This window comes from Rheinheimera sp. UJ51, assembly GCF_020819615.1.
Classification (GTDB): Bacteria; Pseudomonadota; Gammaproteobacteria; order Enterobacterales; family Alteromonadaceae; genus Alishewanella; species Alishewanella maricola.
Genome location: NZ_JAJHOG010000003.1, coordinates 14,109 through 37,942, shown reverse-complemented (window position 1 = coordinate 37,942; position 23,834 = coordinate 14,109). Strand labels below are relative to the sequence as shown.

Below are 23,834 nucleotides of genomic sequence, written 5' to 3'. Positions count from 1 at the left end.
AGCGTTAACCGCAACAACAACGCCCAACTGCCTTGGCGGATCTGTTGGGCTTTTTTTAGCTTTATTTTACTGATTTGCGCTGGGCGCCATGCCTAGCACTAATGCCCTGTGCGGTAGAAAAGCCAGTTTGTACCTGCCATTTTGGCCGGATCGGCGTTAAGGGTAATTCTCTTTTTCGCGCCACCAACAAATAACTCGACGCAAAATAGCGTAAATGACGTTCACTGAAACGTTGCCAACGTCCAGCTTTATAGTCTGGACTTAACATTGAACTGCAAAAAAACCGCTGCTCACCGACCACTTCAAAACCAATTAAGTGCAACCAATCTTTAATCCTCGCCGCACTGAAAAAATGACCTTGCCACGGAAATTCGTTTTTTAGCCAAGGCGCAAAGCGGGTTAACCCAAGCACACTATGTGGATTAAAGCCGCTGAGCAATAAATAACCATCGCCAATTAACACCCGGTGCGCTTCGCGGATCACGTGATGCGGATCGGATTGAAATTCTAAACAATGACTTAATAGCACAGCATCAACGCTCGCTGCCGCTATTGGCAGCGCGTCGGGCTCAGCAATCATTTTTGCGCCGGAGGGCAGTTCTGCTTGCCCTTCGGCAGAGCCTAGCGTTAATTGTTGGCGTAAGCGGGCACTGGGTAAACTTAATTGGCTACTTAAATCACCAATCTTCAATAAGTAATAACCGAAGATTTTTTGCAACCACGGCTCTAATTCCTGCTCCAGCGCACTGGCTAAGGCATGGCCTTGCCGAAAACAGTGCCAGCCGGAAGGGACTGCAGGATGATTGTCACGAAGTGCCGGTTTCATGTTAATGTTCTGCCCTGATTAAATGCAAAGGAGTTCCCAATGCTGGATATTAGCCCTATTCATGCCTTTCAGGATAATTATATCTGGGTTCTGTCACGCCCGAACCAACCTTATTGTTTGCTGGTTGACCCGGGTGATGCCACGGTGGTCAATCAGTACCTTCAGCAAACCGGCAAACAATTGCTTGGGATCTTAATTACTCATCATCATGCTGATCATACCGGAGGCCTGGCGCAATTAAAACAGCAGTGGCCTGAGGTTCGGATCATCGGCCCTGTTGCAGAACAGCATAAAATTCCATTATTAACCGAAACCGTTGCCGATAATAGCATCATTCATTTTCCGGAACTTAATTGGCACTGTCAGACTCTACAAGTGCCGGGCCATACGGCTGGGCACGTAGCCTATTATTCAGCGGACGTTTTGTTTTGCGGTGATACCTTATTTAGCGGCGGTTGTGGCCGCTTATTTGAAGGGACACCCGCGCAGATGCTGCAATCTTTGCAACGACTCGCTAGCTTGCCCAGTACCACTAAAGTGTATTGCACACATGAGTACACCTTGGCAAATTTGCGTTTTGCCCGTGAGGTTGAGCCCGATAACCTAGATTTACTGCATTATCAGCAGCAAAGTCAGTTAAAGCGACAAAATAATCAGGAAACTTTGCCTTCTAATTTAGCGTTAGAGAAAAAGATTAATCCTTTTTTACGCTGTGAAAACATAGCGTTACAACACAAATTTAAACAAAGCTCGGCTCTTGAGCTGTTTACTTACTTAAGAGCAGCCAAAGATCAATTTAAATCCTGACTTGCATTGAGCTGTCAGACAGGTAATATTTATTTTTTTTAAAACTGGATCTCCGTTATGTCTGTAAGAATCTCTGCCGTAGTTTTACTGGCACTGTTATCCGGCTGTGTCAGCACGACAGGGTCTGATGCTGAAACGACAGCTCAGGTACCACAGCCACAAACAGCAAAAACTAAAGCTGTAGATTTTCACAAGAATACCGCTTCGGCTGAGAAAATTGCCGCGAGGTTATGGGCTTCAGGTCTCAGTGAACAACAACTGCTTGATGCCAGCGAGTTGGAAGATCTTTGGTTGCGTATCCAAGCGCAATTAAGTTTTAAGGTACCGCAAACCCGCGCTATCGTCGAACAACGTAATTTTTATACTGATAATCAAGCCTATTTAGATAAGGTGGCGGGTCGAGCCCAGCCTTTTTTGTACTACATTGTGCAAGAGCTAGAAAAACGCCAAATGCCGTTAGAATTGGCGTTACTGCCGATTGTTGAAAGCGCCTTTGATCCCCTGGCTACCTCTCCGGCGAATGCCGTTGGCATGTGGCAATTTATGCCCGTCACCGGCAAACGTTTTGGCTTAGCACAGAACACCTGGTACGACGGTCGCCGTGATGTGGTGCAATCTACCCAAGCCGCTTTAGACTATTTGCAATATCTGTACGATACCTTAGAACATGATTGGTTAAACGCGATTGCCGCATACAATGCTGGCGAAGGCCGAATTATGCGCGCGATTAAAGCGAATCAAAAACGGCGCTTACCCACTGATTTTTGGTCGCTCGATTTACCGGCAGAGACCACCATTTACATTCCAAGATTATTAGCTCTGGTTGATATTTTACAACGCCCTGAAGAATTCCAAATTGTCTGGAAGTTTATTGCTAATGAGCCAAAAATTACCGTGGTTGATGTAGGTAGCCAAGTTGATTTAGCCATTGCTGCAGACTTGGCCAACATGAGTGTTGCGGATTTGCAGGCGTTAAACCCTGGCTTTAGCCAATGGGCCACCGCACCAGATGGCCCCCATCAACTGGTATTACCGATTGAGCAAGCCGAGGTATTTAACCAAGCGTTAGCCAATACACCGGTAACGCAATTAATGCAGTTTAAACCTTATCGTGTGAAAAGTGGTGATAATTTAGGCGTGATTGCGCGTCGTTATCAAACCTCGGTTGACGTGTTAGTGCGCTTAAATAAATTGTCCGGCAATACCATACGGATTGGCCAAGAATTACTGATCCCCAACAGCACCAACCATAGCACTTCAGAGCAAAGCATTGCCGCTAGCGATAATACCCATACCAGCAACGGTGAAATGACCGAGCATATTATTCAGCGCGGTGATACTTTATGGGATCTTAGCCGTAAATATGATGTGACGGTAGCGCAGCTTCGTAACTGGAATAAACTAAGCGTTAACAGTGTCTTAAACGAGGGGCAGCGCATCCAGCTTTGGAGCAACAGTCCTTTACAAACCGCTACTCAGCAAACCCGTACCCTAAATTATCGGGTGAGACCTGGCGACTCTTTAGTTAAAATTGCCCAGCGTTTCAGCATTACAGTGGCAGATATCGTAAAATGGAATAATATTAATACTGAACGCTATCTTCAGCCTGGACAACAATTAACGCTATTAGTCGATGCAACAGCTGTCTGATTTTTACCGAGGTATCAGATGAAATATGTAGTATTAGCCTGGTTACTGTGTTGCAGCCATTTCAGTTATGCTGACTTTAAATACCATGGCCAATTGCAATTGCAAACGGCCAGTGGCGAACAACGGCAGCAGATTTTTACCCTGCAATTGAAACGTGAAGCCGGTGCCTATGAATTTACGGTAGGCCAACAGCAAAGCCGTTTCGCGATGCCACCGCAGTCTTACTCACTGGCTTTAATTTTACAAGATGACAGTGAGGTCTGGGTAACCGACTTTATCAACCAGCCTCTGCATGGCTTTACACTGCAACTTGGCCAATATCTCATTAAGCTAAGCAAAGATGATAATGCCCGTTCTGCGCGAGGCCGTTTTGTATTGGAAATCAATGATGAATCTTACTATTTTAGTAAAGGTCCAGCCCAAATTAATTTCAATTTGAGTGATAACGGTATCAATGAATTACAGGTACGAGGAATGTTTAAACCGAAACGTTAAGGCTCTTTTTGCAGTTGCAATAACGGTATTAAACCTGATGCCAAACAGAGCAAGGGTGCCAGCAATAATGGCCAGAAATAGTGTATGGGGATCTGATTCCACCAAGCGTGTATAGCTGCGGTGCCTTGAAAGACTAAACCAAAAATACCCACATAACAGAACGTGCGATTTAACCAACGTTTTGGAAAGCGTAACTTCATCACTTTAATGCCCGATTCCTTGCCGACACTTCCACATTGACCAGCATTCTAGCAAAAACACCTAAGACTAAGCGTTCTTGCTCGGTGTAATAGCGATACTGTTTCACCGAATCAAAACCAACAAAACCTAACAGTTCCATACCCGCCAACAAGGGTATGGTGAGAAGACTTTTGATCCCTTGCGGTTGTAATATTTGTTTTAACGCATCCCCCTTTGGCAGCGACGGTACATCAGGGATGTGCATCTCCTGCCCTGTTTGATGTGCATGCAGCCATTGCGGGATAACCGCTAAGGGCACGCCTTGTAAACTATTGATCTCCGGCATAACGCCCTCAGCGCACCACTCAAAAGAGTTTGAACAGGTATTGTTGTTAAAATCATAATTAAAAATATAAACGCGATCTGCCGCCACGGTTTGCCCTAATTTGGCTAAAGCTTGCTGGATTAATGCGGGTAATGCAGCCGGTTCGACCGTACTAAAATGCTGGCCTAGTTCTAACAGTAAACTGACTAAAGCCACAGGATCGCGCTGACTGGCCGTTGGCGGGCTGGCAAAATGTAAATTGGGAATTTGCTGCAAGATCACTAAGAAAAACCCTGTAGCAGGGGCATAACTATGTACTTGGTAACATAAAGCCGTGCTTTCTGAGAAGTACACCGCATGTCGGTTAAACTCTTCAGGCTGACTACGCGCTAAACGCTCGGCCGTTAATCCCGTAACCACTTTGAATATTGCATTCGCATCAACAAATACCCATTGCTCAGGATGCGCCGCTGTTTCTTGATACAAAGCACAACCAAACGGCGCTTGTCGCCACCACTGGAACATATCATCGTTGCTCATTCTGAATTACCCAACCTCGAAAATCCTTGCTTGCGAAGCATTGCATCAGTTAATACCACAATACGGTAAAGATAACGTTGCAGCAATCGCTTTACAGCAAACACTATCGAGGAGGTTAGGTTATTTACAGTTGCGCATCACTTTGATGTTCTGGCGCAGCAAGAGCAAATGCCGCCAATTGCTGACAATGGTGATAAATACGATTGATCTGCGGATAATGCATCATATCGAGTTTAAAGCGCAGAGCGTTATACACTTGCGGCACTAAACACACGTCTGCCAAGCTTACACTGTCGCCATAGCAATATTCGCCAGCACAGGATGATAAGCGTTGCTCAAAGGCTTTAAAGCCAACATGCAACCAGTGATGCAACCATTCTAACTTTTGCGCTTCAGATAGCGCCAGCGGGCCCGTTAGGTACTGCAATACACGAAGATTATTCAGCGGGTGCATCTCACAAGCAATATCCAGCGCTAGGCCGCGAACTTGTGCTCGCGCAACCGGATTGTCAGGCAATAACGCATGTTGCGGATAACACTCTTCTAAATATTCAATAATGGCTAACGATTGATGCAGTGTTGCCTGCTCATCAATAAAAACAGGAACTAACTCGGCTGGATTTAATCGCTGATAAGGCGGCTGATGCTGCTGCCCGCCCTCTTTTAATAAGTGAACGGGAATAGTCTCAAAACTGAGCTGCTTAAGATTGAGCGCAATGCGCACACGGTAAGCAGCTGAGGAACGCCAATAACTGTATAGTTTCATCTAAGTTGTCCCCTCAGCAATAGGCGGATGCGGCGCATCCGCCTGCAAACAGCAACAGCTTAGTGGGAAGCTGTCACTTGCTGGTCAATAGCGCCAAAGATGCTTTGACCTTGTGGATCCAGCATTTCTAAACGGATGGTATCGCCAAACTGCATAAAACGTGTAGTCGGTTTACCATCACGAATGGTTTCAATCATGCGGATTTCTGCAATACAACTATAGCCCACGCCACCTTCAGCAATGGCGGTACCATAGTCAGTGCCTTGCTTATTAGACACCGTACCTGAACCAATAATAGCACCTGCACCCAGATTGCGTGTTGCTGCCGCATGCGCAATTAATTGACCAAAATTAAAGGTCATGTCGATACCGGCATTCGGTTTACCAAAAGCTTCGCCGTTATAGGTCGATAACAAGGGCAAATGCAAACGACCGGCTTGCCAATGCTGCCCCAGTTCATCAGGCGTAACGGCAACAGGACTAAAACTTGAAGCGGGCTTCGATTGAAAGAATCCAAAACCTTTGCCTAATTCATTCGGGATCAAGCCACGCAACGACACATCATTCACCAACATAAGTAAACGCACTTTATCTAAGGCCGCGTCGGCACTTATTCCCATCGGCACATCGTCGGTAATCACGGCGATTTCACCTTCAAAATCGATGCCATGCTCAGGGGTGATCGCCACGATAGGATCGCGTGGGCCGATAAAATCATCTGAACCCCCTTGATACATCAAAGGATCGGTCCAAAAACTCGCCGGCATTTCGGCATTACGTGCTTTGCGCACTAATTCAACGTGATTTACATAAGCACTGCCATCAGCCCATTGATAGGCGCGCGGTAACGGTGATTCACACGCGGCCTGCTGAAACGGCTGAGCATCACTGACGCTACCTTGATTCAGCGCTTGATAAACTTGCTCGGCTTTACTGGCTAATTGTTGCCAATTATCTAATAACTGCTGCATCGTGTGTGCAATTTGTGGAATAGCAACACAATGCTGTAAATCACGGCTGACCACCACAAGCTGGCCATCACGTGTTTGATTTTTTAAACTTGCTAACTTCATTTTTTATCCTTGTGCAGGCAATTAAGGCTTAACTTTCCAGCTGTTAACATAGTCAGGGTTTTCGGTAGCCACTGCCGCATCGCCGGCAATCAACGCATCTCGCGTATCGAGCATCACCGCCACTTCATCGGTAAACTTTTTCCGATACTCTTGCCCTGCCTGAAACGCTTTAGGATGAGGACCATGGGTAAAGCCAGCCGGATGGAAAGTGACCATACCTTTTTCAATATTATCGCGACTAAAGAAATCACCCGCATGATAAAACAGCACTTCATCATAATCATCGTTATTATGATAAAACGGCACTTTTAAGGCGCCGGGATCGCTTTCGATAGGCCGAGGCACAAAGGTACAGACCACAAATCGTTGTGCCACAAAAGTCGTGTGTGCCGACGGTGGTAAGTGATAACGATGGCTCATTAAAGGCCGAATATCACGCCAGTTAATGCGCATCACAGCTAAATCACCATGCCAACCAATGGCATCCAGCGGATTATAAGGATAGGTAATGACCGACACTTCATTGTGTCGTTTCACTTCCACCTGCCATTGCTGCTCACTGTATTGGGCTTTAAACGCCTCATCAATTTTTGGCGTATCGAGCATCGCAGGGTCAAAAATCGCATGATTACCCACTAAGCCTTTTTCTGGCAATTGATAGCTGTCGTTGGTCGCCTCAATTAACACAATAAGCATGGGCTCAGACGGCTCTAAACGCCACATGGTCGAACGAGGGATCACCACGTAATCCCCGTCACGCAAAGTTAAATGACCATAATCGCAATACAGTTCAGCACTGCCCTCATGAATAAACAACAACTCATCGCCATCGGCATTTCGAGCAAGTCGCGACATCTTGTCAGTTAAACGCCAGGTGCGAAATTTACAATGGGCGTTATGTAACAAGGTCGGTACTGACCAAGGTGAAGCGGTGTTATTGCTGTTCACCGCATTAAAGTCAAATAAGCGTGGCCGCAACGGGCCTTGCCAATCGCTCCAGCCCGTGGGTGCGTGCCGATGATGGAAGTGAGTTGCGGGGCCAAAAAAGCCGCTGCGCCCCGCTTCACGCTCATAAATGGCCTGCTCTGGAAAATCAGCATGCGCTTGACGAGATATATCACCTTCTTTTAATGGAAAGGCTGCCCATTTACGCATTATTTAACACTCCGCGCTGGATCTGATCTTCTTCAATCGATTCAAACAAGGCCTTGAAGTTACCTTCACCAAACCCTTCATTACCTTTACGCTGAATGATTTCAAAGAACACCGGCCCGATCACGGTCTTAGTGAAGATTTGTAGCAAGATACCATCTTTCATCGGCGCGCCGTCGATCAGAATACGCAAATCGCGCAGTTGATCGAGATCTTCAGTATGGCCTTCGACCCGTTCATTTACCTTGTTGTAATAGGTTTCAGGTGTCGGCATAAATTCCATACCGCGCTCACGTAAAGTGCGAACTGTCTGATAGATATCTTCCGTGGTTAGCGCGATATGCTGAATACCCTCGCCTTTGTATTCACGGATAAATTCTTCAATTTGTGATTTGTCATCTGAAGATTCATTAATTGGAATACGAATTTTGCCGCAAGGTGCTGTCATCGCTTTGGAGACCAGCCCCGTCAGTTTACCTTCGATATCGAAATAACGGATCTCACGGAAGTTACCGATATTCTCATAGAAACCGGCCCACAAATTCATATTGCCACGCATAACATTGTGCGTGAGGTGATCAAGAATTTCTAAACCCACACCATGTTGGGCCATCTCAACTTGCCAGTTGTCATAGTATTTAAAATCGATGTCGTACACTGAGCTCGCGCCGTAACGATCAACAAAATACAGCAAGCTGCTTCCAATACCGTAAACGGCAGGAATATTGAGCTCCATCGGACCAATTTGGTTTTTATATTCTTTTGCACCATTCGCTAAAGCATGTTGCAAAGCCGCTGCGGCATCTTTTACGCGAAACGCCATGGCGCACACGGATGGACCATGCTGGCGTGCAAAGGCTTCGGCCTGCGAATTCGGCTCAGCGTTGATGATAAAGTTAATATCGCCCTGCTTATACAGCCAAGCTTGTTTTGAACGGTGTTTGGCGACTTCGGTAAAACCTAGACCGAAAAACAGCTCTTTTAACTTTTGAATGCCGTTAGCATCGGCAGCGGTATATTCTACGAATTCAAAACCATCTGTGCCTAGCGGATTAATATGATCAGTCATTGTACAACTCCTATTACCTTGTCTTTGCCGACATCATGCGCGAGCGCCAGAAAAAAGAAAGAGGCAAGCCGCTGAAGAGCTGAAGGCGATAGCTGGAGCAAATTGTACAGTTAAGCATACAAAACCGCTGTTTTCCCGCTTGTTCAAACAGAAAGGCCGTCAGCACTGGCTGACGGCCTTTCCGATGTACAGCAAAGACTACAAAATCGTCTTTATATTTTTACACTCTTGCGGTTAATGCCATAGTCACGCAATTTGTTTGCCACCGCTGTATGGCTTAAACCCAGTTTTTTCGCCAATTGCCGTGAACTTGGATAGGCCGGAAACAACTTGCGCAGCAGATTAGCTTCAAAGCGTTTTACGGCTTCATCTAAAGTGCCATCAAAGTCTTGCTCTAAATAACCAAAGTCACTGGTATAGCTTGGTAACTGTAAGTGATGCTTATCTAACTCACTACCATCTAACAAGGTTACCGCACGATATAAAGCATTTTCTAATTGCCGAACATTACCTGGCCAAGGATACTGCTGCAAAAATTGACTACAGCTTTCGCTTAACTTCGGTGCTTTGCGTCCTAAACGTGCAGCGTAACGCGCAATAAAAAACTCCGCTAACGGCACCACATCTTGGCGACGTTCCCGCAGTGGCGGTAGGTTGAGCGTCAATACATTTAACCGATAGAACAAGTCTTCGCGAAATTTCGATTCTTGCACCATCGCTGGCAAATCTTTTTGCGTGGTGCACAACACTCTAACATCCACTTTGACTTCTTTCTCCTCACCCACTCGACGAAAGCTACCATCTTGTAAAAAGCGCAATAACTTCGTTTGTAGTTGATGAGACATCTCGCCAACTTCATCGAGAAAAACGGTGCCACCATTAGCTTGTTCAAAAATGCCTTTTTTGCCTTCAGCCGAACCGGCAAAAGCATTGGGACCATAACCAAATAACTCAGACTCCGCGACGTTATCAGGCATTGAGGCACAAGGCACTGTTAAAAACGGTTTACCGTGACGTCCGCCCGCGGCATGACAAGCGCGTGCCAGTAACTCTTTACCCGTGCCGGTTTCACCCATAATCAGGATAGGGGCATCAAGTTGCGACATCCGTCGTGCTTCACGTACCACTTTGCGCATGGCATTACTGGTTGCTTGAATGCTATTGAAGCTTTCTTGATCGCCTTTTTTAAAGGCAATCATATGCTGACCCAGCCGGCTCTCAGATTTCAGGTTTATCACCGCTCCCGCTAAGATATCTTTACCCGTTTCGTCCGGCACGTGTACTGGTAGAATGTCGGCGATAAAGCGTTTGCCATGAATTTCAAAACGACGAGTTTGCGCCAAAACGTCATCACCTTCTAACCAGCGCAGAAAATTAAAGCCTTTTACCATGCCTTGCAGCGATTGATCGGCAATCTCTTCGCGGGCAACCGACAGCGCTTCTAACGCCGCATCATTAATTACCGTTACATTGGCTTTAGCATCAATGGCAATTAAGCCATCGGGTAAAGTACGCAATAATGTCATTAATTCGTTATGCTCACGCTCAGACGGTAAAAACGCCGTCGTTTTCACGTCTTCTACGCCATTAATGCGGCGCATTTTTGCCATTAACTCTTGGAACTGCTGAAAGTCGACAGTAGGGAAAGATACATAGATTTTGTTTAACGAAGGATCAACCTCGATACCGCGCAGGTCAAGCTGGTAACTGACCAGAATATTCAGCACATCCTGCGCCAGCCCCAGCCGATTTTGACAAAGAATTTCTAAACGCATAGCCTTATTACACCTCTGGCTTAACAGATGATGCATGATACGGTATAGAATGGCTGACAGACCAGTTATTTTCGTAAAGAATTCTGCACAAAATAAAACTGGCGCCCTCGGCGCCAGTTTTTTCGTCAAGCTGCCATCATCACAGCAGTGCGTCGGTTTTTGCGGCGCAAATAAAATCGTTTTTATGCAGGCCTTTAATCGAGTGCGACCACCAGGTCACCGTTAATTTGCCCCATTCCAGTAATAACGCCGGATGATGACCTTCGGCTTCAGCTAATTCGGCCACTTTATTATGAAAAGCCCAAGCTTGCTTAAAGTTTTTAAACTTATATTCGCGCTCTAATTGTAAGATGCCATCACGCACTATCGGCGTCCAATCGGGCAACTGTCGCATTAATTCAGGTAATTCCGCATCTGATACTTTAGGGGCATCTGCGCGGCAGGCTTCACATTGCATTGTGGTTAATTGTGTCATGAACTCTTCCTAACTGGCTTGTTTTTCTTTTGGCGGAAATTTCGGGGCATGTAAACCGAGTGCCCGAGCTTGGTTAACCAACTGCATCATATCTAACTGCGAGATGTCGAACAGATCATCAATGCTGTTAATCATAAAGTAGATGGGTTGCATAATATCAATACGATAAGGGGTTCTTAGCACATCCACCGCATCAAAAACTTTGCGTTCGGGTATATCTGAGCCCAGTGCATACTGCGTTTCACCCGGTGACGATAAAATACCACCGCCATAAATACGTAGGCCATCGGCGGTATTAAGTAAACCAAATTCAATGGTAAACCAATAGAGACGGGCTAAGTAAACGCGGTCTTGCTTACTGGCCGCTAAACCCAGTTTGCCGTAAGTATGGGTAAATTCAGCAAAGGCTGGATTGGTAAGCATGGCGCAGTGGCCGAAGATTTCATGAAAAATATCTGGCTCTTGTAGATAATCAAACTCTTCGCGGCTCCGAATAAAGGTTGCGACAGGAAAACGTTTGTTCGCTAACAACTCAAAGAATTTATCAAAGCTGATCAGGGCCGGTACTTCGGCACATTCCCAACCGGTACACTCGCGCAGTACTTGGCTCACTTCCTCTAATTGTGGAATGCGATCTTGCGGTAACTGTAATTTCTCTAACCCAGCCATATACTCAGCGCAAGCTTTACCTTCGATCACACTGAGTTGCCGAGTGATTAATTCATGCCAAATCTGATTTTCTTCCGCACTCCAGTGGATCATGCCTTGATCATCCGACTGTCGTGACTGGTATTTACTTGTCTTAGTCATACACTACCTGTTGTCTTAATTGGGGTCGGTATTCAACCGAATCGCTTGACGGCATTATTATTGTTGGGCGGTGCGCCAAGCGTAATAGCTGCAGATACTAGATGATTGGGCGACAGGAGTTAATCCTGTGCGCCCGATTAATGTCATGCACAAGCGTAAAGCTGGCATTACAGTGAGCGTCAAGCGGGCAGAGAGTGGCTCTGCCGTTGTGGCACCGCGACAGCAATAATACTCAGGGCCCGTTGCAAGTCGGCCAAAATATCATCGATATGCTCTAAGCCAACAGAAACGCGGATCAGGCCATCACTAATACCTGCTTTGGCCCGCTCTTCTGCCGTATAAGGGCTGTGTGTCATTGACGCAGGATGTTGAATTAATGATTCGGCATCACCTAAACTCACCGCAATGTTAAACAGCTGACAACGATTGATGACCTGTCGGCTTTGTTCCAAGCTGGCCTTTAATTCAAAAGCAATAACACCACCGGCCGCTTTCATCTGATTACCAATAAAGCGATAACCTGGATGTCCTGGCAGACCCGGATAATACACGGCGGCGATCGCCGGATGCGCTTGTAAAAATTCAGCCACTTGCTGGGCATTTTCACAATGACGCTGCATACGTACCGATAACGTTTTTAAGCCACGAATAATTAACCAAGCATCATGTGGGCTCATCGTCGCCCCCATGTCTTTTAACGTGGTCATTTTGATTTGTTGAATGTTGTCTTGATCCGACACAATAATCCCCGCCACCACATCGCCATGACCATTGAGATATTTGGTCGCACTGTGAATGACAATATCAGCGCCATATTGGGCAGGTTGCTGTAATAACGGCGTTAAAAAGGTATTGTCGACGACCGACATCATATTGTGCTCGCGACACAGCCCGCATAAGAAGGCCAGATCTAACACCACTAAATTGGGGTTAATCGGTGTTTCTAAAAACATCATCTTGGTGTTGGGTTGGATCGCCGCCCGTACTGCGTCATGATCGGTCATATCAACAAAACTGACCTCGATACCATAGCGACGGAATTGATGATTAAACAGTGCAAAGCTACAACCATAAATGGCTTGGCTGGCAATCAGGTGATCACCTTGTTGTAAAAATGCCATGGTCGCAGCGGCCACCGCGCCCATCCCCGTTGCCGTCGCCGCGGCATCGGCCATACCTTCTAAGGCCGCCACTTTTAACTCTAATTCACGGGTGGTGGGATTGCCCAAGCGGGTGTAAATATAACCCGGTTGCTCACCTGCAAATCGCGCAGCACCTTGCTCGGCATTGTCAAATACAAAGGTTGAGGTTTGATATAAAGGCGAACTCAGCGCGCCATGCTGATCAACAGCCTTGCCAGCATGGATACAGAGGGTTTCTAGATGCTTATTTTTAGGTTGATGCATAATGATGTCTGCTTGTGGCTTAACTTGTTAATAACATTAACTCGCGCCAGCAGAAAGGGAAGCAAGCCAGACGGCTTGCTGTCTGAAGCAACAACATATCTTACCAGTTAAAATTGTCAGCTTTTATTGTCAGTTGCAGTTTGGCCTTTAAAGCGCCCTACTAAGACTTTGGCTAATTCGCTCACACTGACCTTTTGGTTCACTTGCAGGGGTAAAGGGCGTAATTGTTGTTGCGCTAAACTGCCAATGCGGGCGACCAACAAACCGGCAATCACGCCTTGTCCAGCGCGGGCAGAAATTTTTGCCGTTAGCTCACTACTGAGCACATCCGACGCCATATCGAGCACCACCTCAGAGCCGCCTGCCCACAATAAGGCGGTAAAGGTCCGCTTTAACATCGCCATACTGCGTAATTGACCAATAGGCGCACCATATACCTGCGCTAATTCGCGTAACATGCGACTGCTGCGCCATAACACCAATAACATATCGGCCAAGGCAAAAGGACTGATCGCCACCGCCAAACTGCTATCGGTACTGGCGCGCCAAATCACCTGCCGAGCTTTCTTATCGGCATCGCTTAGCACCAACTGATTAAATAAATTCAGTTGCTCTTGATCACTGTGCTCGGGCGTTAGCGCTTGCTGCCAACGCGCAGTTGCTGCGGTTAACGAGCTACTCGGTGGTAATACCGCTAACATGTCTTGGCACAAAGCTGCGGCTTCACCAAACTGCACGCTGTCATTGATCCGTGTGGCTTGTTGCTGCCAACGCTGATTTTGCTTTAAGCGCCGCCATAACTGCCACTCTCTAAACCCCACGATCAACACGACACTACCAAGCACCACACTGAGTAAGCTACTGAGTATTGCCATCGGTATACTGGCTTGCCAACTTTGTTGCCACCACGCTAACCATTGCCATATCGCCAACACTAGCACCAACACGACGCCCACATATATTAACTTGCTAACGAGGCGTGAACCGGGCTCGCTGGCTAGCTCGCTGGGCTCTGGTAGCTCTGGCTGTATAGCGTGTTCGCTAAACTGTGCACGCGGTTGTAACAAAGGACTGTTCACATCGGCCACATCGCTAAAGCGTTGCGCAGGCTTTAAATCCGTCATTGTAATTTGTCTCCTAGTAGAAACTCCAAGGCGTGATCCATCCGCACATGTGGCATTGGTTGTTGTCCGCTGTGTTGCAACGGCGCGAGCGCCGGAAATTGAAAAGGATGCCGGTTAAATAAGGCCGCATCCGGCAGTTTAGCCGGTACTTCACCTGGAAACAGCGTGACCTTATTTCCGCTATCTAACTCAACACCACTGATACAAGGGCTTTTTTGCCCAGCGTGTTGCACAAATCCGGCGCTACTGGCTCGGATCGCTGCTAAGGCCATGGCCTCACTTTTTGCTGACGCATAATGGCTATGTTTAATCGGCTGTTGTAAAAGCTGCTGCAATAATAACGTCAGGGATTTATGTTGCTCGGGTGTGACATGATCGGCCTTACTCGCGGCAAACAGCACTTTATTAATATGTGGTTTAAATAAGCGCCCCAGAATACTGGCGGGGCCATAGCGAAAGCTTTGCATAATTAAACCTAAGGCCTGCTGTAGTTCTTGCATCGCAGCGAAGCCAGCATTCAGTGCGGATAAGCAATCCACTAACACGACTTGACGATCTAAGCGGGAAAAATGCTGTCGATAAAAGGGTTTAATCACATAATCACAATAGCTGTGATAATGCTCGCTGAGTTGTTGCAGCAACGGGCTATCCTGCTTTAATTGCGCCGGTAATAGCGGAAAGAGTTTTAACATTGGCGCGCCGGCTAATTCGCCAGGCACTAATAAACGACCGGGTTGATGCAAAAACGTCGCCGCATTCGCGCGAAAAGTGTGTAATAAATTTAAATAAGCATCGGTTAAGCGTTGCAACTGCAATGCGCTGACATCGTTTAAATCGGTATTGGCTAGCAAGTCCGCAAAAACTTGTGCTTCAGCTTGACGATGTGGCTGCTGAAACAGCGTCCAACAAAATGTTGACCACTGCTGATAATCTTGCTGCAACATCGGAAGGTCAAGTAACCACTCACCAGGGTAATCGACAAGCTCGAGTTGTAACTCACTGCGCTGTTGGATCTTCGAGCGCCAGCCCGCGGCTGATTTGTAACGTAAAGTGAGGTTTAATTGGCTCCAACCAGCCGTAGACGGTGGCCATGTCGCTGGCTGTTGCTGTAAATACTGCACGTTTTGTTCATAAGGGAACCGCGGAAAAGCCAAGGGTTGGTTGTTGGCTAGCCGCCCGCCCAAATAGCGCCCTTGTTGTACCACAGCAAAAAACGGTAAATGTTCTGGTTGATCGCCCAGCGTCAACTGATGCACTAAGGAAGTAATAAATGCGGTTTTGCCAGCACCACTGAGCCCCGTCACGCCAAGGCGCAAATGCCGATCCAGTGCGCGTTGGCCCCATTGTTGACTTTGATACTGAATGCTTTCTAACCAACTCATAATACTCGCTTAGTCTGTTAAGACATCAGAGGTTATTAAACTCTCGATTTAACTGAAAGTGACTTGAGGTAACATGCCGCTCCATATCACGCAACGTCAACTCCATGCTATTAAATTGGTGGTTTAAGTGCTGTAACGCCTGTTTTGGTGACTCACCACGTTGCCAAACTCGAGTTTTCAGCTCAACCGATTTCCCATTATAGATGGAACTGCCTGCCCCGGCGGTTGGCGGTTGAGCCAGTGACTTTTTTTCAAGCACCACCCAAGCTGCAATATAGAGTACAAATACTAAACCACCTGCGCCAAGAAAAGCAGCAGAAATGGTAATAATACGTACCAGCCAAATTTCCCAGCCGAAGTAATCAGCGATACCAGCACACACCCCCGCGATCTTGCCATTTTCATCATCGCGCAGTAATTCAGCTCTTTTCTTAATCATGTTGCGTCCTCCAACGTGGACTTTCTGCATCTAAAATCGCTTCTAGCGTTTTAATGCGCTCCGACATTTTCTCAGCGCGGTGCGCTAATTCATTTAACTGCTCTAACTCACTGGCCGAGAGCCCCTGCTTAATTTTATTTTTACTGCGATAATGCATAATCACCCACAGCGGTGCCACAAAAAGCATAAACAGTATCAGTGGCACAAAAATTAATTCATGTAAATCCATGGTTTAACCCTTTTGAAACGACGCCTGTACTCAGGCGTCTTTAGAACCTTGCTGCATCTTGGCTTTTAAAGCAGCCAATTCGTGATCAATCTTATCTTGCGCCGCCAGTTCAGCGAACTCGTCTTTTAAGGTCTTTTTGCCTAAGTCGTAGGCTTCAACCTGCGCTTCTAAGTTATCAATTTTTTGCTCATAGCGTTCAAAGCGATACATCGCATCATTCAGCTTAGTGCTATCTAGGGTTTTCTTCACTTCTAAACGATTCGCCACCGTTTGCTGGCGCATCAGCATACTTTTTTGGCGTGCTTTGGCATCCGCCAGTTTTTCTTGCAGCTGCGAGACTTCATCCTGCAATTTACTGATATGTTCATCCAGATTAGCAATATCACGGCTTACCGCATCCGCTTGCGTTTGGGCTTTTTGCCGTTCAATCAAAGCGGCGCGCGCTAAATCATCGCGATCTTTCGATAAGGCTAATTCGGCTTTAGCTTGCCAATCGTTCACTTCTTCATGCAAACGATTAACCACACGCTGTAATTCTTTTTTCTCAGCGATTGTTTTAGCCGATGAAGAACGCACTTCGACTAAGGTGTCTTCCATTTCTTGGATGATTAACCGCACCATTTTTTCTGGATCTTCAGCTTTATCCAGTAATGCGTTGATATTCGAGTTGACGATATCGGAAAAGCGGGAAAAAATGCCCATAATGTAATCCTCTGCGTTAAGTAAATTGTGTTTACCCCTTAACCTTATTCAGATTCCTTGCCAACTTGGTAATAAATTTTAAATCAATGAATATAAACAGGTTTATTTAAAATAAAAATAAAACTGTTCCTACCATCGGTTATGAAATACACTATAAATTAGTTAATTTAACCAACTAATAGCTCACCATGAATCAAAAGTTTCGGCAAGATAATCTCATCGGCCAAGCCAACAGCTTTTTAAACGTGCTTGACCAGGTGTCACAATTGGCTCCGCTGGATAAACCGGTTTTAATCATTGGTGAGCGCGGTACGGGTAAAGAACTGATTGCCGCCCGCCTACATTTTCTATCTAAACGTTGGGATCAACAATATCAAACGCTTAACTGCGCCGCACTGAACGAAAACCTGCTTGAAAGTGAGCTATTTGGCCATGAAGCCGGCGCTTTTACCGGTGCCAGTAAACGCCATGAAGGCCGCTTTGAACGGGCCAGTGGTGGCACTTTATTTCTAGATGAACTGGCGAATACCCCCGCGATGGTGCAAGAAAAACTGCTGCGCGTTATTGAATACGGTGAGTTTGAACGTGTTGGCGGCAGCCGACCGATCCGAGTCGATGTGCGCCTGATTTGCGCAACCAACGAAGATTTACCGTCAATGGCGGAGCTAGGTGAATTTCGTGCCGACTTACTTGACCGCCTCGCTTTTGATGTGATCACCTTGCCACCGATGCGTGAACGCCGTGAAGATATTATGCAACTGGCCGAGCATTTTGCTATGAATATGGTCCGCGAGTTAGGCCTAGAGCTGTTTAGTGGTTTTACTGAGCGTGCAAAACGCACCCTGCTCGATTATGACTGGCCGGGTAATGTCCGCGAATTAAAAAACGTGGTAGAGCGCGCGGTATATCGCAATAATAATGCTTATGTGCCAGTACATGAGATCCAACTCGATCCTTTTGAGTCGGCGTTTCGCCCCCAAAAACGGACCAAGACCAGCCATGCCGTGAAAACGCCAGCCGTTATCGATAAAACAACTGAGCTCGCTAACCCCTCACCTTTTTCGCCTGCGCCTTCGGCCACCGAACATGACTTTAGCCAACCTTTAGATTTTAAAATCCTGTCGCAAGATTTTGAAATCAATTTAATCAAGCAAGCGCTAGCGGCAAGCCAGTATAATCAGAAAAAAACAGCAGAGATGCTAGGACTGACTTATCATCAGTTAAGAGGTTATATGAAAAAATATCAGCTGCTGGATAGCCAACAAGCATGAAAAATCGATTAATCGCGCTGCTGGTCAGTGTTGTTTGGCTCGCCGGGTGCCAACAAGAAGTACCCGAGACAGTGCGCTCGGGCTTAGTTTATTGTGCAGAAGGCCCCCCTGAACACTTTAATCCACAGCGCGTGACCTCAGGCACGACTATCGATATTATCAGCCAGCAACTTTATGATCGTTTGCTGGATATCGATCCTGAGAACGGTAACTTGATGCCTGGCTTAGCGGTATCTTGGCAACGCTCGGCCGATGGCCTGATCTATGACTTCACCTTACGCCAAGATGTTAAATTTCATCAAACCCGTTTTTTTAGCCCAAGTAGGCCCTTCAACGCGGATGACGTTGTCTTTACTTTTGAGCGGATAATGGAGCCTAGCCACCCTTATCACTTTTTAGGTGGCGGCAACTATCCGTACTTTCAAAGCGTTAACTGGGCCGCTTTAGTGCAGCAAGTTAGCGCTATAGGCCCTAATCAAGTGCGCTTTGAGCTGAGTCGTCCTGACAGCTCGTTTTTATCCAACCTAGCAACGGACTTTGCTGCGATTTTATCTGCCGAGTATGCCGCAAACCTTTTAACCGACGGGCAGCAGGCTTTGTTAGATAGTCGACCGATTGGCACGGGGCCATTTCGCTTTCGTGAATATCAAAAAGATGTGCTAGTGCGTTTATATCGCAATACTGACTATTGGCGTGGCCAATCGGCCATGGAACAATTGGTATTTGATATTGTGCCAAATAATGCCAAACGCATGGCAAAACTGCTGACGCATGAATGTGATATCGTGGCCTTTCCGCGTCTGGCTGAGCTTACGCTGATTAGCGAACGTCCCGATGTTAAAGTGCAAGAAAGTACCAGCATGAACGTGGGTTTTTGGGCTTTTAACACCACCAAAGCACCATTTGACCAAGTTAAAGTGCGCCAAGCTTTGGCAATAGCGATTAATCAAAGCGCGATTTTACAGGCGGTATATTTTAATCAAGCCACTGCGGCCAAAGGGATCTTGCCGCCAACCTCGTGGGCCTTTGAGCAAAAGCTCCCCGACGCAGAATACAATCCACAACGCGCACGCGAGTTGCTGGCAGAAAGCGGTTTAGCTGCAGGCTTTAGCATGGATATCTGGGCGATGCCGGTGCAGCGTTTGTATAACCCCAACGCGTTAAAAATGGCGGAACTGATCCAAGCCGATCTGGCTAATATTGGCGTAACCGCCAATATAGTAAGTTATGAATGGAACACCTTTCGGCGTAAATTATCCGAAGGAGAGCATGATTCGGTGTTAATTGGCTGGGCCGCTGATAACCCGGATCCTGATAACTTCTTTAGCCCGCTACTGAGCTGTGCCGCGGCCGAAAGTGGAAGTAATCGCGCATTGTGGTGTGATCCGACCTTTGATTTATTGCTGAGTCAAGCGCTGAGCACCGACAACCAAGAGGCACGCCGCGCTTATTATCTGGCGGCACAACGCCATTTACATGCAGAAATGCCCTTAGTGGCGATTGCGCACTCGCAGCGTTTTCAGGCCATTAATGCTAATGTTGAAGGCGTTATCATTAACCCTTACGGTGGCATCGCGCTGTTTGCCGCTAGGCGGGTGCTACCATGATTGTTTTTTTACTACGTCGCTTGTTTTTACTTGGCACCGTCTTGTTAGGTCTAAGTATCTTTGCTTTTGCGCTCGGTTATTTATTTCCTGGAGATCCGTTACAAAACTTCAGTGGTCTGCGTTATATCGACAGTACACAGCGCGATTTACTGATCAGTGAGTATCGGCTCGACCAATCTTACTTGGCACAGTATTTGGCTTTTCTTGAACGCATTATCGCGGGTAATTGGGGCTTATCCTTTGCCAGTCAGCAACCGCTGTTACAAGAGATCTGGCAAGTACTGCCCGCCACCTTAGAATTAACCGCCTACGCCCTACTGCTCTCTTTTGTACTGGGTGTGCCCTTTGGTATTTTAGCCGCCATTAAACCGCAAGGGGTATTTGGCAAGACCATCTCTGGGCTGGCATTGATCGGTTATTCCTTGCCGATTTTCTGGTGGGCTTTGTTACTCATTATGTTTTTTTGTATTGGGCTCGGCTGGTTTCCCTCCGGCGGTCGGATCGGTGTGTTATACGAAATCCCCAACGTTACCGGCTTTATTATGCTCGATATTATGTATGCTGATGTTAGCTATCAACAAGCGGCCTTCCACGATGCGCTAACACACTTAATTTTGCCCACCTTAGTCCTCGCCACCTACCCCACTACCGTGATGATCCGCTTTGTACGCGATGCGATGCTTGAGGTGTGGGATCAAAATTATATAAAAACGGCCAAAGCCAAAGGCTTAAACCGGCTGCAAGTGTTATATCGACATGGCTTGCGTAATGCGTTGTTACCAGTGATCCGGCAAATCGGTTTGCAGTTTAGCGCCCTCATCACGCTAGCGATGTTAACAGAAGTCATTTTCTCGTGGCCAGGGATAGGCCGTTGGTTAATAGACAGTATTTATCAGCGCAACTTTCCCGCGATCCAATCAGGTTTAATGATTATTTCGACGTTGGTGATTACCGTTAATATGTTGACTGAAATTCTGCATACGCTGTTTAATCCGCTGGCCAGGAAGTCTTAACATGGCTAAATTTCGTCTCTATCTAGAAGAAAACAATCGCTCACCACTGGCACAGTTATGGCGTGAGTTCTCTCGGCAACACAGCGCTTTGGTGGGGTTAACTCTCTTTGCCAGTTTTTTACTCTTCAGTGTTATTGCGCCCTTTATCACCCCGCATGATCCGTATTTTCAAGCCGATAATTTATTACTATTGCCGCCGTCTTGGGCACCTGACGGCTTAGTGCAATACCCGTTTGGTACCGACGACTTGGGACGCGATCTGCTTTCTAGAATGCTCAAAGGCACCACCTACACCTTTGGTTTAGCCTTAGTGACGGTATTAGCCAGCTTAATGGCCGGTTTAGCATTAGGCGCATTAGCCGGTATGAGCCGTGGTGTTAAATCCAGCTTCTTTAATCACTTACTCGATTTGGTTTTAACGATTCCCTCATTATTGCTGGCGATTATTATCGTCGCAATTCTAGGCCCTGGTTTAGCTAACACCGCTTGGGCCATTATTTTGGCGCTCTTACCACAATTTGTGCATGGCATTCGTAATGCCATTGCCGATCAGTTAAAGCGCGATTATGTTACCGCCTACCGCTTAGATGGTGCGAATAACTGGCAGGTGTTAACCCGTGTGGTGATCCCAAATATCTGGGAAAAAATTACGGTCATGAGCAGCATGGCCTTATCCACGGCGATCTTAGATATCGCGGCGCTGGGCTTTTTAGGCTTGGGAGCACAGGCCCCTACCGCGGAATGGGGGGCGATGATCAGTGATTCTATGGATCTGATCTACGTGGCCCCCGCCAGCGTGGCAGTACCCGGCTTACTGATTTTCGCGGCGGTATTATCCGTTAATTTATTAGGTGATGGTTTAAAAGTGGCTATTCAAAAACGGCGGGAAAGCTAATGTTGCTGCTGGATATTAAAAACCTGACTATCGAACTAGAAACCCCTGAAGGGCTGATCCGCGCCGTCGATCGCGTGAGCCTCAGTTTACGCGAAGGTGAAACACGGGGCTTAGTGGGTGAATCGGGCTCAGGCAAAAGCTTGATAGCCAAAGCAATTGTCGGTGTACTCAATCGTCGCTGGCAAGTTACCGCCGATCGCTTTAACTGGATGGGCCAAGATATGCTGCGGGTAACGGCTGAACAACGGCGGCAAATTATCGGTAGAGATATCGCGATGATTTACCAAGAGCCCAGCCGCAGTTTGGATCCCACCGCCGAAATTGGTGAGCAACTTGAAGAAGCCATCCCCAGCCACCTGCTGACCGGTAGCTGGTGGCAAAAACCTTTTTTGCGGCGCAAAAGAGCCATTGCCTTGCTGCACAAAGTGGGGATCCGCGATCATAAAAGCATTATGCAAAGCTATCCCTATCAGTTATCAGAGGGGATTTGCCAAAAAGTGATGATTGCCATGGCCATCGCGAAAAACCCCAAACTGCTTATTGCCGATGAGCCCACCACCGCTTTAGAAAGTACGACCCAAGCGCAGCTGTTTCGTTTGCTGGCCAGTTTTAACCAATTAAAAGGCATGGCGGTATTGTTAATCAGCCACGAACTGGAGAGTGTCGCGCGTTACACCCAACATATTAGTGTGCTGTATTGTGGACAATTAGTAGAAAGCGGCGAAACCAGCCAAATTCTCAAGCACCCGTTTCATCCCTACACTAATGCCCTGATTAAAAGCGTACCTGAGTTTCAAAGTAACCTAGCCCCCAAAACGCCTCTGTATGCATTACCGGGCAGTATTCCAACCTTACAACATGTGCCGATTGGTTGTCGCTTAGGGCCACGTTGCCCAAATGCTCGCAAAGAGTGTGTAAAAACACCGGTGCTAGAACGGCTACAAAATCATTATTACAGTTGCCACTTCCCTCTGAAAAAGCGAGATGAATCATGAGCGCCTTACTCGAGGTGGAACAGCTTAGCAAATGCTACTTTAAACAGCGTGGGCTAAACCGTAAAAAAATTATTGCCTTACAAGATGTCAGCTTTAGCTTAGACACCGGAAAAACCTTGGCAATTATCGGGGAAACCGGTTCAGGTAAAAGCACCTTGGCCAAGTTGTTAGTGGGCATCGAAAAACCCGATAGCGGCATTATTCGCCTGTCAGGACAGCAAGTCGATATTACTAACTATAAAAAGTATAACCACGTTATCCGGTTTATCTTTCAAGATGCTGGCCACTCACTTAATCCGCTACAAAAAGTCGGGCAAATGTTAGAAGACGTGCTGCGCTTTAGTACCATTTTAGATACTGAGCAACGCCGTGTAAAAATCCGTGGCACCCTTCGCACCTTGGGTTTATTGGATGAACATGCAGAGTACTACCCGCACATGTTCTCTGGGGGGCAATTACAACGGGTCGCGCTGGCACGAGCCTTAATTCTCGATCCCAAGTTGCTGATCTTAGATGAAGCCTTAACCGCACTGGATCCTTCTTTACGCGCCCAAATTGTTAACTTGCTGCTAGAGCTACAGCAAAAAAATGGCTTGGCGTATTTATTAATTACCAATAACTTACGTTTGGTACGTCATATTAGTGATGAGATGCTGGTGTTACATGAAGGACAAATGGTCGATGTGGGTAATACCACCGCGGTGTTCAATAACCCCGTACATGACTATACCAAGCGTTTAATTAAAAGTAGCGCCTAACACCCAAGAAAAACGCTGCTAGCACAGCATGTGCTCAAATGAATAAAAAAGGGAGCGTTGGCTCCCTTTT

The 23,834-nt window shown here is 46.8% G+C and carries 25 protein-coding genes; 9 read left to right on the top strand and 16 right to left on the bottom strand.

Annotated elements, in window-relative coordinates; genetic code table 11:
- Positions 1-61 precede the first annotated feature (61 nt).
- Positions 62-826 (bottom strand): class I SAM-dependent methyltransferase, encoded by a 765-nt coding sequence (locus LMJ53_RS04210; RefSeq protein WP_229584945.1) that lies wholly within the window; start codon positions 824-826, stop codon positions 62-64.
- Between the two features lie 39 nt (positions 827-865).
- Here LMJ53_RS04210 and gloB point away from each other — a divergent pair, with 39 nt between their 5' ends.
- The 3 genes from gloB to LMJ53_RS04195 are packed head-to-tail and all read left to right on the top strand — an operon-like array spanning position 866 to position 3,778.
- The gene (gene gloB / locus LMJ53_RS04205) at positions 866-1,633 is read left to right on the top strand and encodes a hydroxyacylglutathione hydrolase (protein ID WP_229584944.1); all 768 of its coding nucleotides are present in this window, start codon (positions 866-868) and stop codon (positions 1,631-1,633) included.
- 57 nt (positions 1,634-1,690) lie between these two features.
- The gene (locus LMJ53_RS04200) at positions 1,691-3,283 is read left to right on the top strand and encodes a lytic transglycosylase (protein WP_229584943.1); all 1,593 of its coding nucleotides are present in this window, start codon (positions 1,691-1,693) and stop codon (positions 3,281-3,283) included.
- A gap of 18 nt (positions 3,284-3,301) precedes the next feature.
- Positions 3,302-3,778, top strand: a complete 477-nt coding sequence (locus LMJ53_RS04195) for a hypothetical protein (RefSeq protein ID WP_229584942.1) — start codon at positions 3,302-3,304, stop codon at positions 3,776-3,778.
- Here the strand turns inward: LMJ53_RS04195 and LMJ53_RS04190 are convergent.
- The 15 genes from LMJ53_RS04190 to pspA all read right to left on the bottom strand — a co-directional run bounded on the left by LMJ53_RS04190 (position 3,775) and on the right by pspA (position 17,225).
- Complete coding sequence (locus LMJ53_RS04190; RefSeq protein WP_229585236.1) at positions 3,775-3,978, bottom strand: hypothetical protein; 204 nt, start codon at positions 3,976-3,978, stop codon at positions 3,775-3,777. The two genes, LMJ53_RS04195 and LMJ53_RS04190, sit on opposite strands and share 4 nt — an antisense overlap.
- The gene (locus LMJ53_RS04185; RefSeq protein ID WP_229584941.1) at positions 3,978-4,823 is read right to left on the bottom strand and encodes a GAF domain-containing protein; all 846 of its coding nucleotides are present in this window, start codon (positions 4,821-4,823) and stop codon (positions 3,978-3,980) included. Before LMJ53_RS04185 ends, LMJ53_RS04190 begins: the two co-directional genes overlap by 1 nt.
- A 124-nt stretch (positions 4,824-4,947) precedes the next feature.
- Positions 4,948-5,589, bottom strand: coding sequence for a maleylacetoacetate isomerase (gene maiA, locus LMJ53_RS04180; protein ID WP_229584940.1), 642 nt, complete (start codon positions 5,587-5,589; stop codon positions 4,948-4,950).
- A gap of 59 nt (positions 5,590-5,648) precedes the next feature.
- Complete coding sequence (locus tag LMJ53_RS04175; protein ID WP_229584939.1) at positions 5,649-6,662, bottom strand: fumarylacetoacetate hydrolase family protein; 1,014 nt, start codon at positions 6,660-6,662, stop codon at positions 5,649-5,651.
- Between the two features lie 21 nt (positions 6,663-6,683).
- On the bottom strand, positions 6,684-7,817 hold the full coding sequence (locus LMJ53_RS04170) for a homogentisate 1,2-dioxygenase (protein ID WP_229584938.1): 1,134 nt from the start codon (positions 7,815-7,817) through the stop codon (positions 6,684-6,686).
- Positions 7,810-8,883, bottom strand: a complete 1,074-nt coding sequence (gene hppD, locus LMJ53_RS04165; RefSeq protein ID WP_229584937.1) for a 4-hydroxyphenylpyruvate dioxygenase — start codon at positions 8,881-8,883, stop codon at positions 7,810-7,812. Before hppD ends, LMJ53_RS04170 begins: the two co-directional genes overlap by 8 nt.
- Positions 8,884-9,095: 212 nt before the next feature.
- Positions 9,096-10,658, bottom strand: coding sequence for a transcriptional regulator TyrR (gene tyrR / locus LMJ53_RS04160; protein ID WP_229584936.1), 1,563 nt, complete (start codon positions 10,656-10,658; stop codon positions 9,096-9,098).
- A gap of 139 nt (positions 10,659-10,797) precedes the next feature.
- On the bottom strand, positions 10,798-11,133 hold the full coding sequence (locus tag LMJ53_RS04155) for a 4a-hydroxytetrahydrobiopterin dehydratase (protein ID WP_229584935.1): 336 nt from the start codon (positions 11,131-11,133) through the stop codon (positions 10,798-10,800).
- A 9-nt stretch (positions 11,134-11,142) separates the two neighbouring features.
- Positions 11,143-11,943, bottom strand: a complete 801-nt coding sequence (gene phhA, locus LMJ53_RS04150; protein WP_229584934.1) for a phenylalanine 4-monooxygenase — start codon at positions 11,941-11,943, stop codon at positions 11,143-11,145.
- Positions 11,944-12,122: 179 nt separating this feature from the next.
- On the bottom strand, positions 12,123-13,349 hold the full coding sequence (gene megL / locus LMJ53_RS04145; protein ID WP_229584933.1) for a methionine gamma-lyase: 1,227 nt from the start codon (positions 13,347-13,349) through the stop codon (positions 12,123-12,125).
- A gap of 116 nt (positions 13,350-13,465) precedes the next feature.
- A complete protein-coding gene (locus tag LMJ53_RS04140) occupies positions 13,466-14,473 on the bottom strand; it encodes a TIGR01620 family protein (RefSeq protein WP_229584932.1) in 1,008 nt (335 codons plus the stop codon).
- Positions 14,470-15,855 (bottom strand): YcjX family protein, encoded by a 1,386-nt coding sequence (locus LMJ53_RS04135; protein ID WP_229584931.1) that lies wholly within the window; start codon positions 15,853-15,855, stop codon positions 14,470-14,472. Before LMJ53_RS04135 ends, LMJ53_RS04140 begins: the two co-directional genes overlap by 4 nt.
- A 25-nt stretch (positions 15,856-15,880) precedes the next feature.
- Positions 15,881-16,294: an envelope stress response membrane protein PspC gene (pspC, locus tag LMJ53_RS04130; protein ID WP_226749803.1), complete on the bottom strand. Its 414-nt coding sequence runs from the start codon at positions 16,292-16,294 to the stop codon at positions 15,881-15,883.
- Positions 16,287-16,523: an envelope stress response membrane protein PspB gene (pspB, locus tag LMJ53_RS04125; protein ID WP_226749802.1), complete on the bottom strand. Its 237-nt coding sequence runs from the start codon at positions 16,521-16,523 to the stop codon at positions 16,287-16,289. The genes pspC and pspB overlap by 8 nt, the downstream gene beginning before the upstream one ends.
- Positions 16,524-16,553: 30 nt before the next feature.
- Positions 16,554-17,225 (bottom strand): phage shock protein PspA, encoded by a 672-nt coding sequence (gene pspA / locus LMJ53_RS04120; protein WP_229584930.1) that lies wholly within the window; start codon positions 17,223-17,225, stop codon positions 16,554-16,556.
- 188 nt (positions 17,226-17,413) lie between these two features.
- Here pspA and pspF point away from each other — a divergent pair, with 188 nt between their 5' ends.
- Genes pspF through LMJ53_RS04090 form a run of 6 tightly spaced genes read left to right on the top strand, consistent with a single transcriptional unit; the run spans position 17,414 to position 23,764 of the window.
- The gene (gene pspF, locus LMJ53_RS04115) at positions 17,414-18,496 is read left to right on the top strand and encodes a phage shock protein operon transcriptional activator (RefSeq protein WP_229584929.1); all 1,083 of its coding nucleotides are present in this window, start codon (positions 17,414-17,416) and stop codon (positions 18,494-18,496) included.
- Positions 18,493-20,103: an ABC transporter substrate-binding protein gene (locus LMJ53_RS04110; RefSeq protein WP_229584928.1), complete on the top strand. Its 1,611-nt coding sequence runs from the start codon at positions 18,493-18,495 to the stop codon at positions 20,101-20,103. Before pspF ends, LMJ53_RS04110 begins: the two co-directional genes overlap by 4 nt.
- Positions 20,100-21,116, top strand: coding sequence for an ABC transporter permease (locus LMJ53_RS04105; RefSeq protein WP_229584927.1), 1,017 nt, complete (start codon positions 20,100-20,102; stop codon positions 21,114-21,116). The genes LMJ53_RS04110 and LMJ53_RS04105 overlap by 4 nt, the downstream gene beginning before the upstream one ends.
- Before the next feature lies 1 nt (position 21,117).
- Positions 21,118-22,011, top strand: coding sequence for an ABC transporter permease subunit (locus LMJ53_RS04100; RefSeq protein ID WP_229584926.1), 894 nt, complete (start codon positions 21,118-21,120; stop codon positions 22,009-22,011).
- Positions 22,011-23,006, top strand: coding sequence for an oligopeptide/dipeptide ABC transporter ATP-binding protein (locus LMJ53_RS04095; protein WP_229584925.1), 996 nt, complete (start codon positions 22,011-22,013; stop codon positions 23,004-23,006). The genes LMJ53_RS04100 and LMJ53_RS04095 overlap by 1 nt, the downstream gene beginning before the upstream one ends.
- Positions 23,003-23,764, top strand: coding sequence for an ATP-binding cassette domain-containing protein (locus tag LMJ53_RS04090; RefSeq protein WP_229584924.1), 762 nt, complete (start codon positions 23,003-23,005; stop codon positions 23,762-23,764). The genes LMJ53_RS04095 and LMJ53_RS04090 overlap by 4 nt, the downstream gene beginning before the upstream one ends.
- Positions 23,765-23,834 lie beyond the last annotated feature (70 nt).

Excerpts from the sequence above, each read along its gene's own strand:
- LMJ53_RS04185 (WP_229584941.1), bottom strand. The coding sequence starts at position 4,823 with ATGAGCAACGATGATATGTTCCAGTGGTGGCGACAAGCGCCGTTTGGT.
- LMJ53_RS04200 (WP_229584943.1), top strand. The coding sequence starts at position 1,691 with ATGTCTGTAAGAATCTCTGCCGTAGTTTTACTGGCACTGTTATCCGGC.
- maiA (WP_229584940.1), bottom strand. The coding sequence starts at position 5,589 with ATGAAACTATACAGTTATTGGCGTTCCTCAGCTGCTTACCGTGTGCGC.
- LMJ53_RS04190 (WP_229585236.1), bottom strand. The coding sequence starts at position 3,978 with ATGAAGTTACGCTTTCCAAAACGTTGGTTAAATCGCACGTTCTGTTAT.
- LMJ53_RS04195 (WP_229584942.1), top strand. The coding sequence starts at position 3,302 with ATGAAATATGTAGTATTAGCCTGGTTACTGTGTTGCAGCCATTTCAGT.
- LMJ53_RS04090 (WP_229584924.1), top strand. The coding sequence starts at position 23,003 with ATGAGCGCCTTACTCGAGGTGGAACAGCTTAGCAAATGCTACTTTAAA.
- LMJ53_RS04140 (WP_229584932.1), bottom strand. The coding sequence starts at position 14,473 with ATGACGGATTTAAAGCCTGCGCAACGCTTTAGCGATGTGGCCGATGTG.
- megL (WP_229584933.1), bottom strand. The coding sequence starts at position 13,349 with ATGCATCAACCTAAAAATAAGCATCTAGAAACCCTCTGTATCCATGCT.
- LMJ53_RS04170 (WP_229584938.1), bottom strand. The coding sequence starts at position 7,817 with ATGCGTAAATGGGCAGCCTTTCCATTAAAAGAAGGTGATATATCTCGT.
- pspF (WP_229584929.1), top strand. The coding sequence starts at position 17,414 with ATGAATCAAAAGTTTCGGCAAGATAATCTCATCGGCCAAGCCAACAGC.
- LMJ53_RS04155 (WP_229584935.1), bottom strand. The coding sequence starts at position 11,133 with ATGACACAATTAACCACAATGCAATGTGAAGCCTGCCGCGCAGATGCC.
- LMJ53_RS04105 (WP_229584927.1), top strand. The coding sequence starts at position 20,100 with ATGATTGTTTTTTTACTACGTCGCTTGTTTTTACTTGGCACCGTCTTG.
- LMJ53_RS04095 (WP_229584925.1), top strand. The coding sequence starts at position 22,011 with ATGTTGCTGCTGGATATTAAAAACCTGACTATCGAACTAGAAACCCCT.
- LMJ53_RS04100 (WP_229584926.1), top strand. The coding sequence starts at position 21,118 with ATGGCTAAATTTCGTCTCTATCTAGAAGAAAACAATCGCTCACCACTG.
- LMJ53_RS04210 (WP_229584945.1), bottom strand. The coding sequence starts at position 826 with ATGAAACCGGCACTTCGTGACAATCATCCTGCAGTCCCTTCCGGCTGG.
- tyrR (WP_229584936.1), bottom strand. The coding sequence starts at position 10,658 with ATGCGTTTAGAAATTCTTTGTCAAAATCGGCTGGGGCTGGCGCAGGAT.
- LMJ53_RS04135 (WP_229584931.1), bottom strand. The coding sequence starts at position 15,855 with ATGAGTTGGTTAGAAAGCATTCAGTATCAAAGTCAACAATGGGGCCAA.
- pspA (WP_229584930.1), bottom strand. The coding sequence starts at position 17,225 with ATGGGCATTTTTTCCCGCTTTTCCGATATCGTCAACTCGAATATCAAC.
- hppD (WP_229584937.1), bottom strand. The coding sequence starts at position 8,883 with ATGACTGATCATATTAATCCGCTAGGCACAGATGGTTTTGAATTCGTA.
- pspC (WP_226749803.1), bottom strand. The coding sequence starts at position 16,294 with ATGATTAAGAAAAGAGCTGAATTACTGCGCGATGATGAAAATGGCAAG.
- phhA (WP_229584934.1), bottom strand. The coding sequence starts at position 11,943 with ATGACTAAGACAAGTAAATACCAGTCACGACAGTCGGATGATCAAGGC.
- pspB (WP_226749802.1), bottom strand. The coding sequence starts at position 16,523 with ATGGATTTACATGAATTAATTTTTGTGCCACTGATACTGTTTATGCTT.
- gloB (WP_229584944.1), top strand. The coding sequence starts at position 866 with ATGCTGGATATTAGCCCTATTCATGCCTTTCAGGATAATTATATCTGG.
- LMJ53_RS04110 (WP_229584928.1), top strand. The coding sequence starts at position 18,493 with ATGAAAAATCGATTAATCGCGCTGCTGGTCAGTGTTGTTTGGCTCGCC.
- LMJ53_RS04175 (WP_229584939.1), bottom strand. The coding sequence starts at position 6,662 with ATGAAGTTAGCAAGTTTAAAAAATCAAACACGTGATGGCCAGCTTGTG.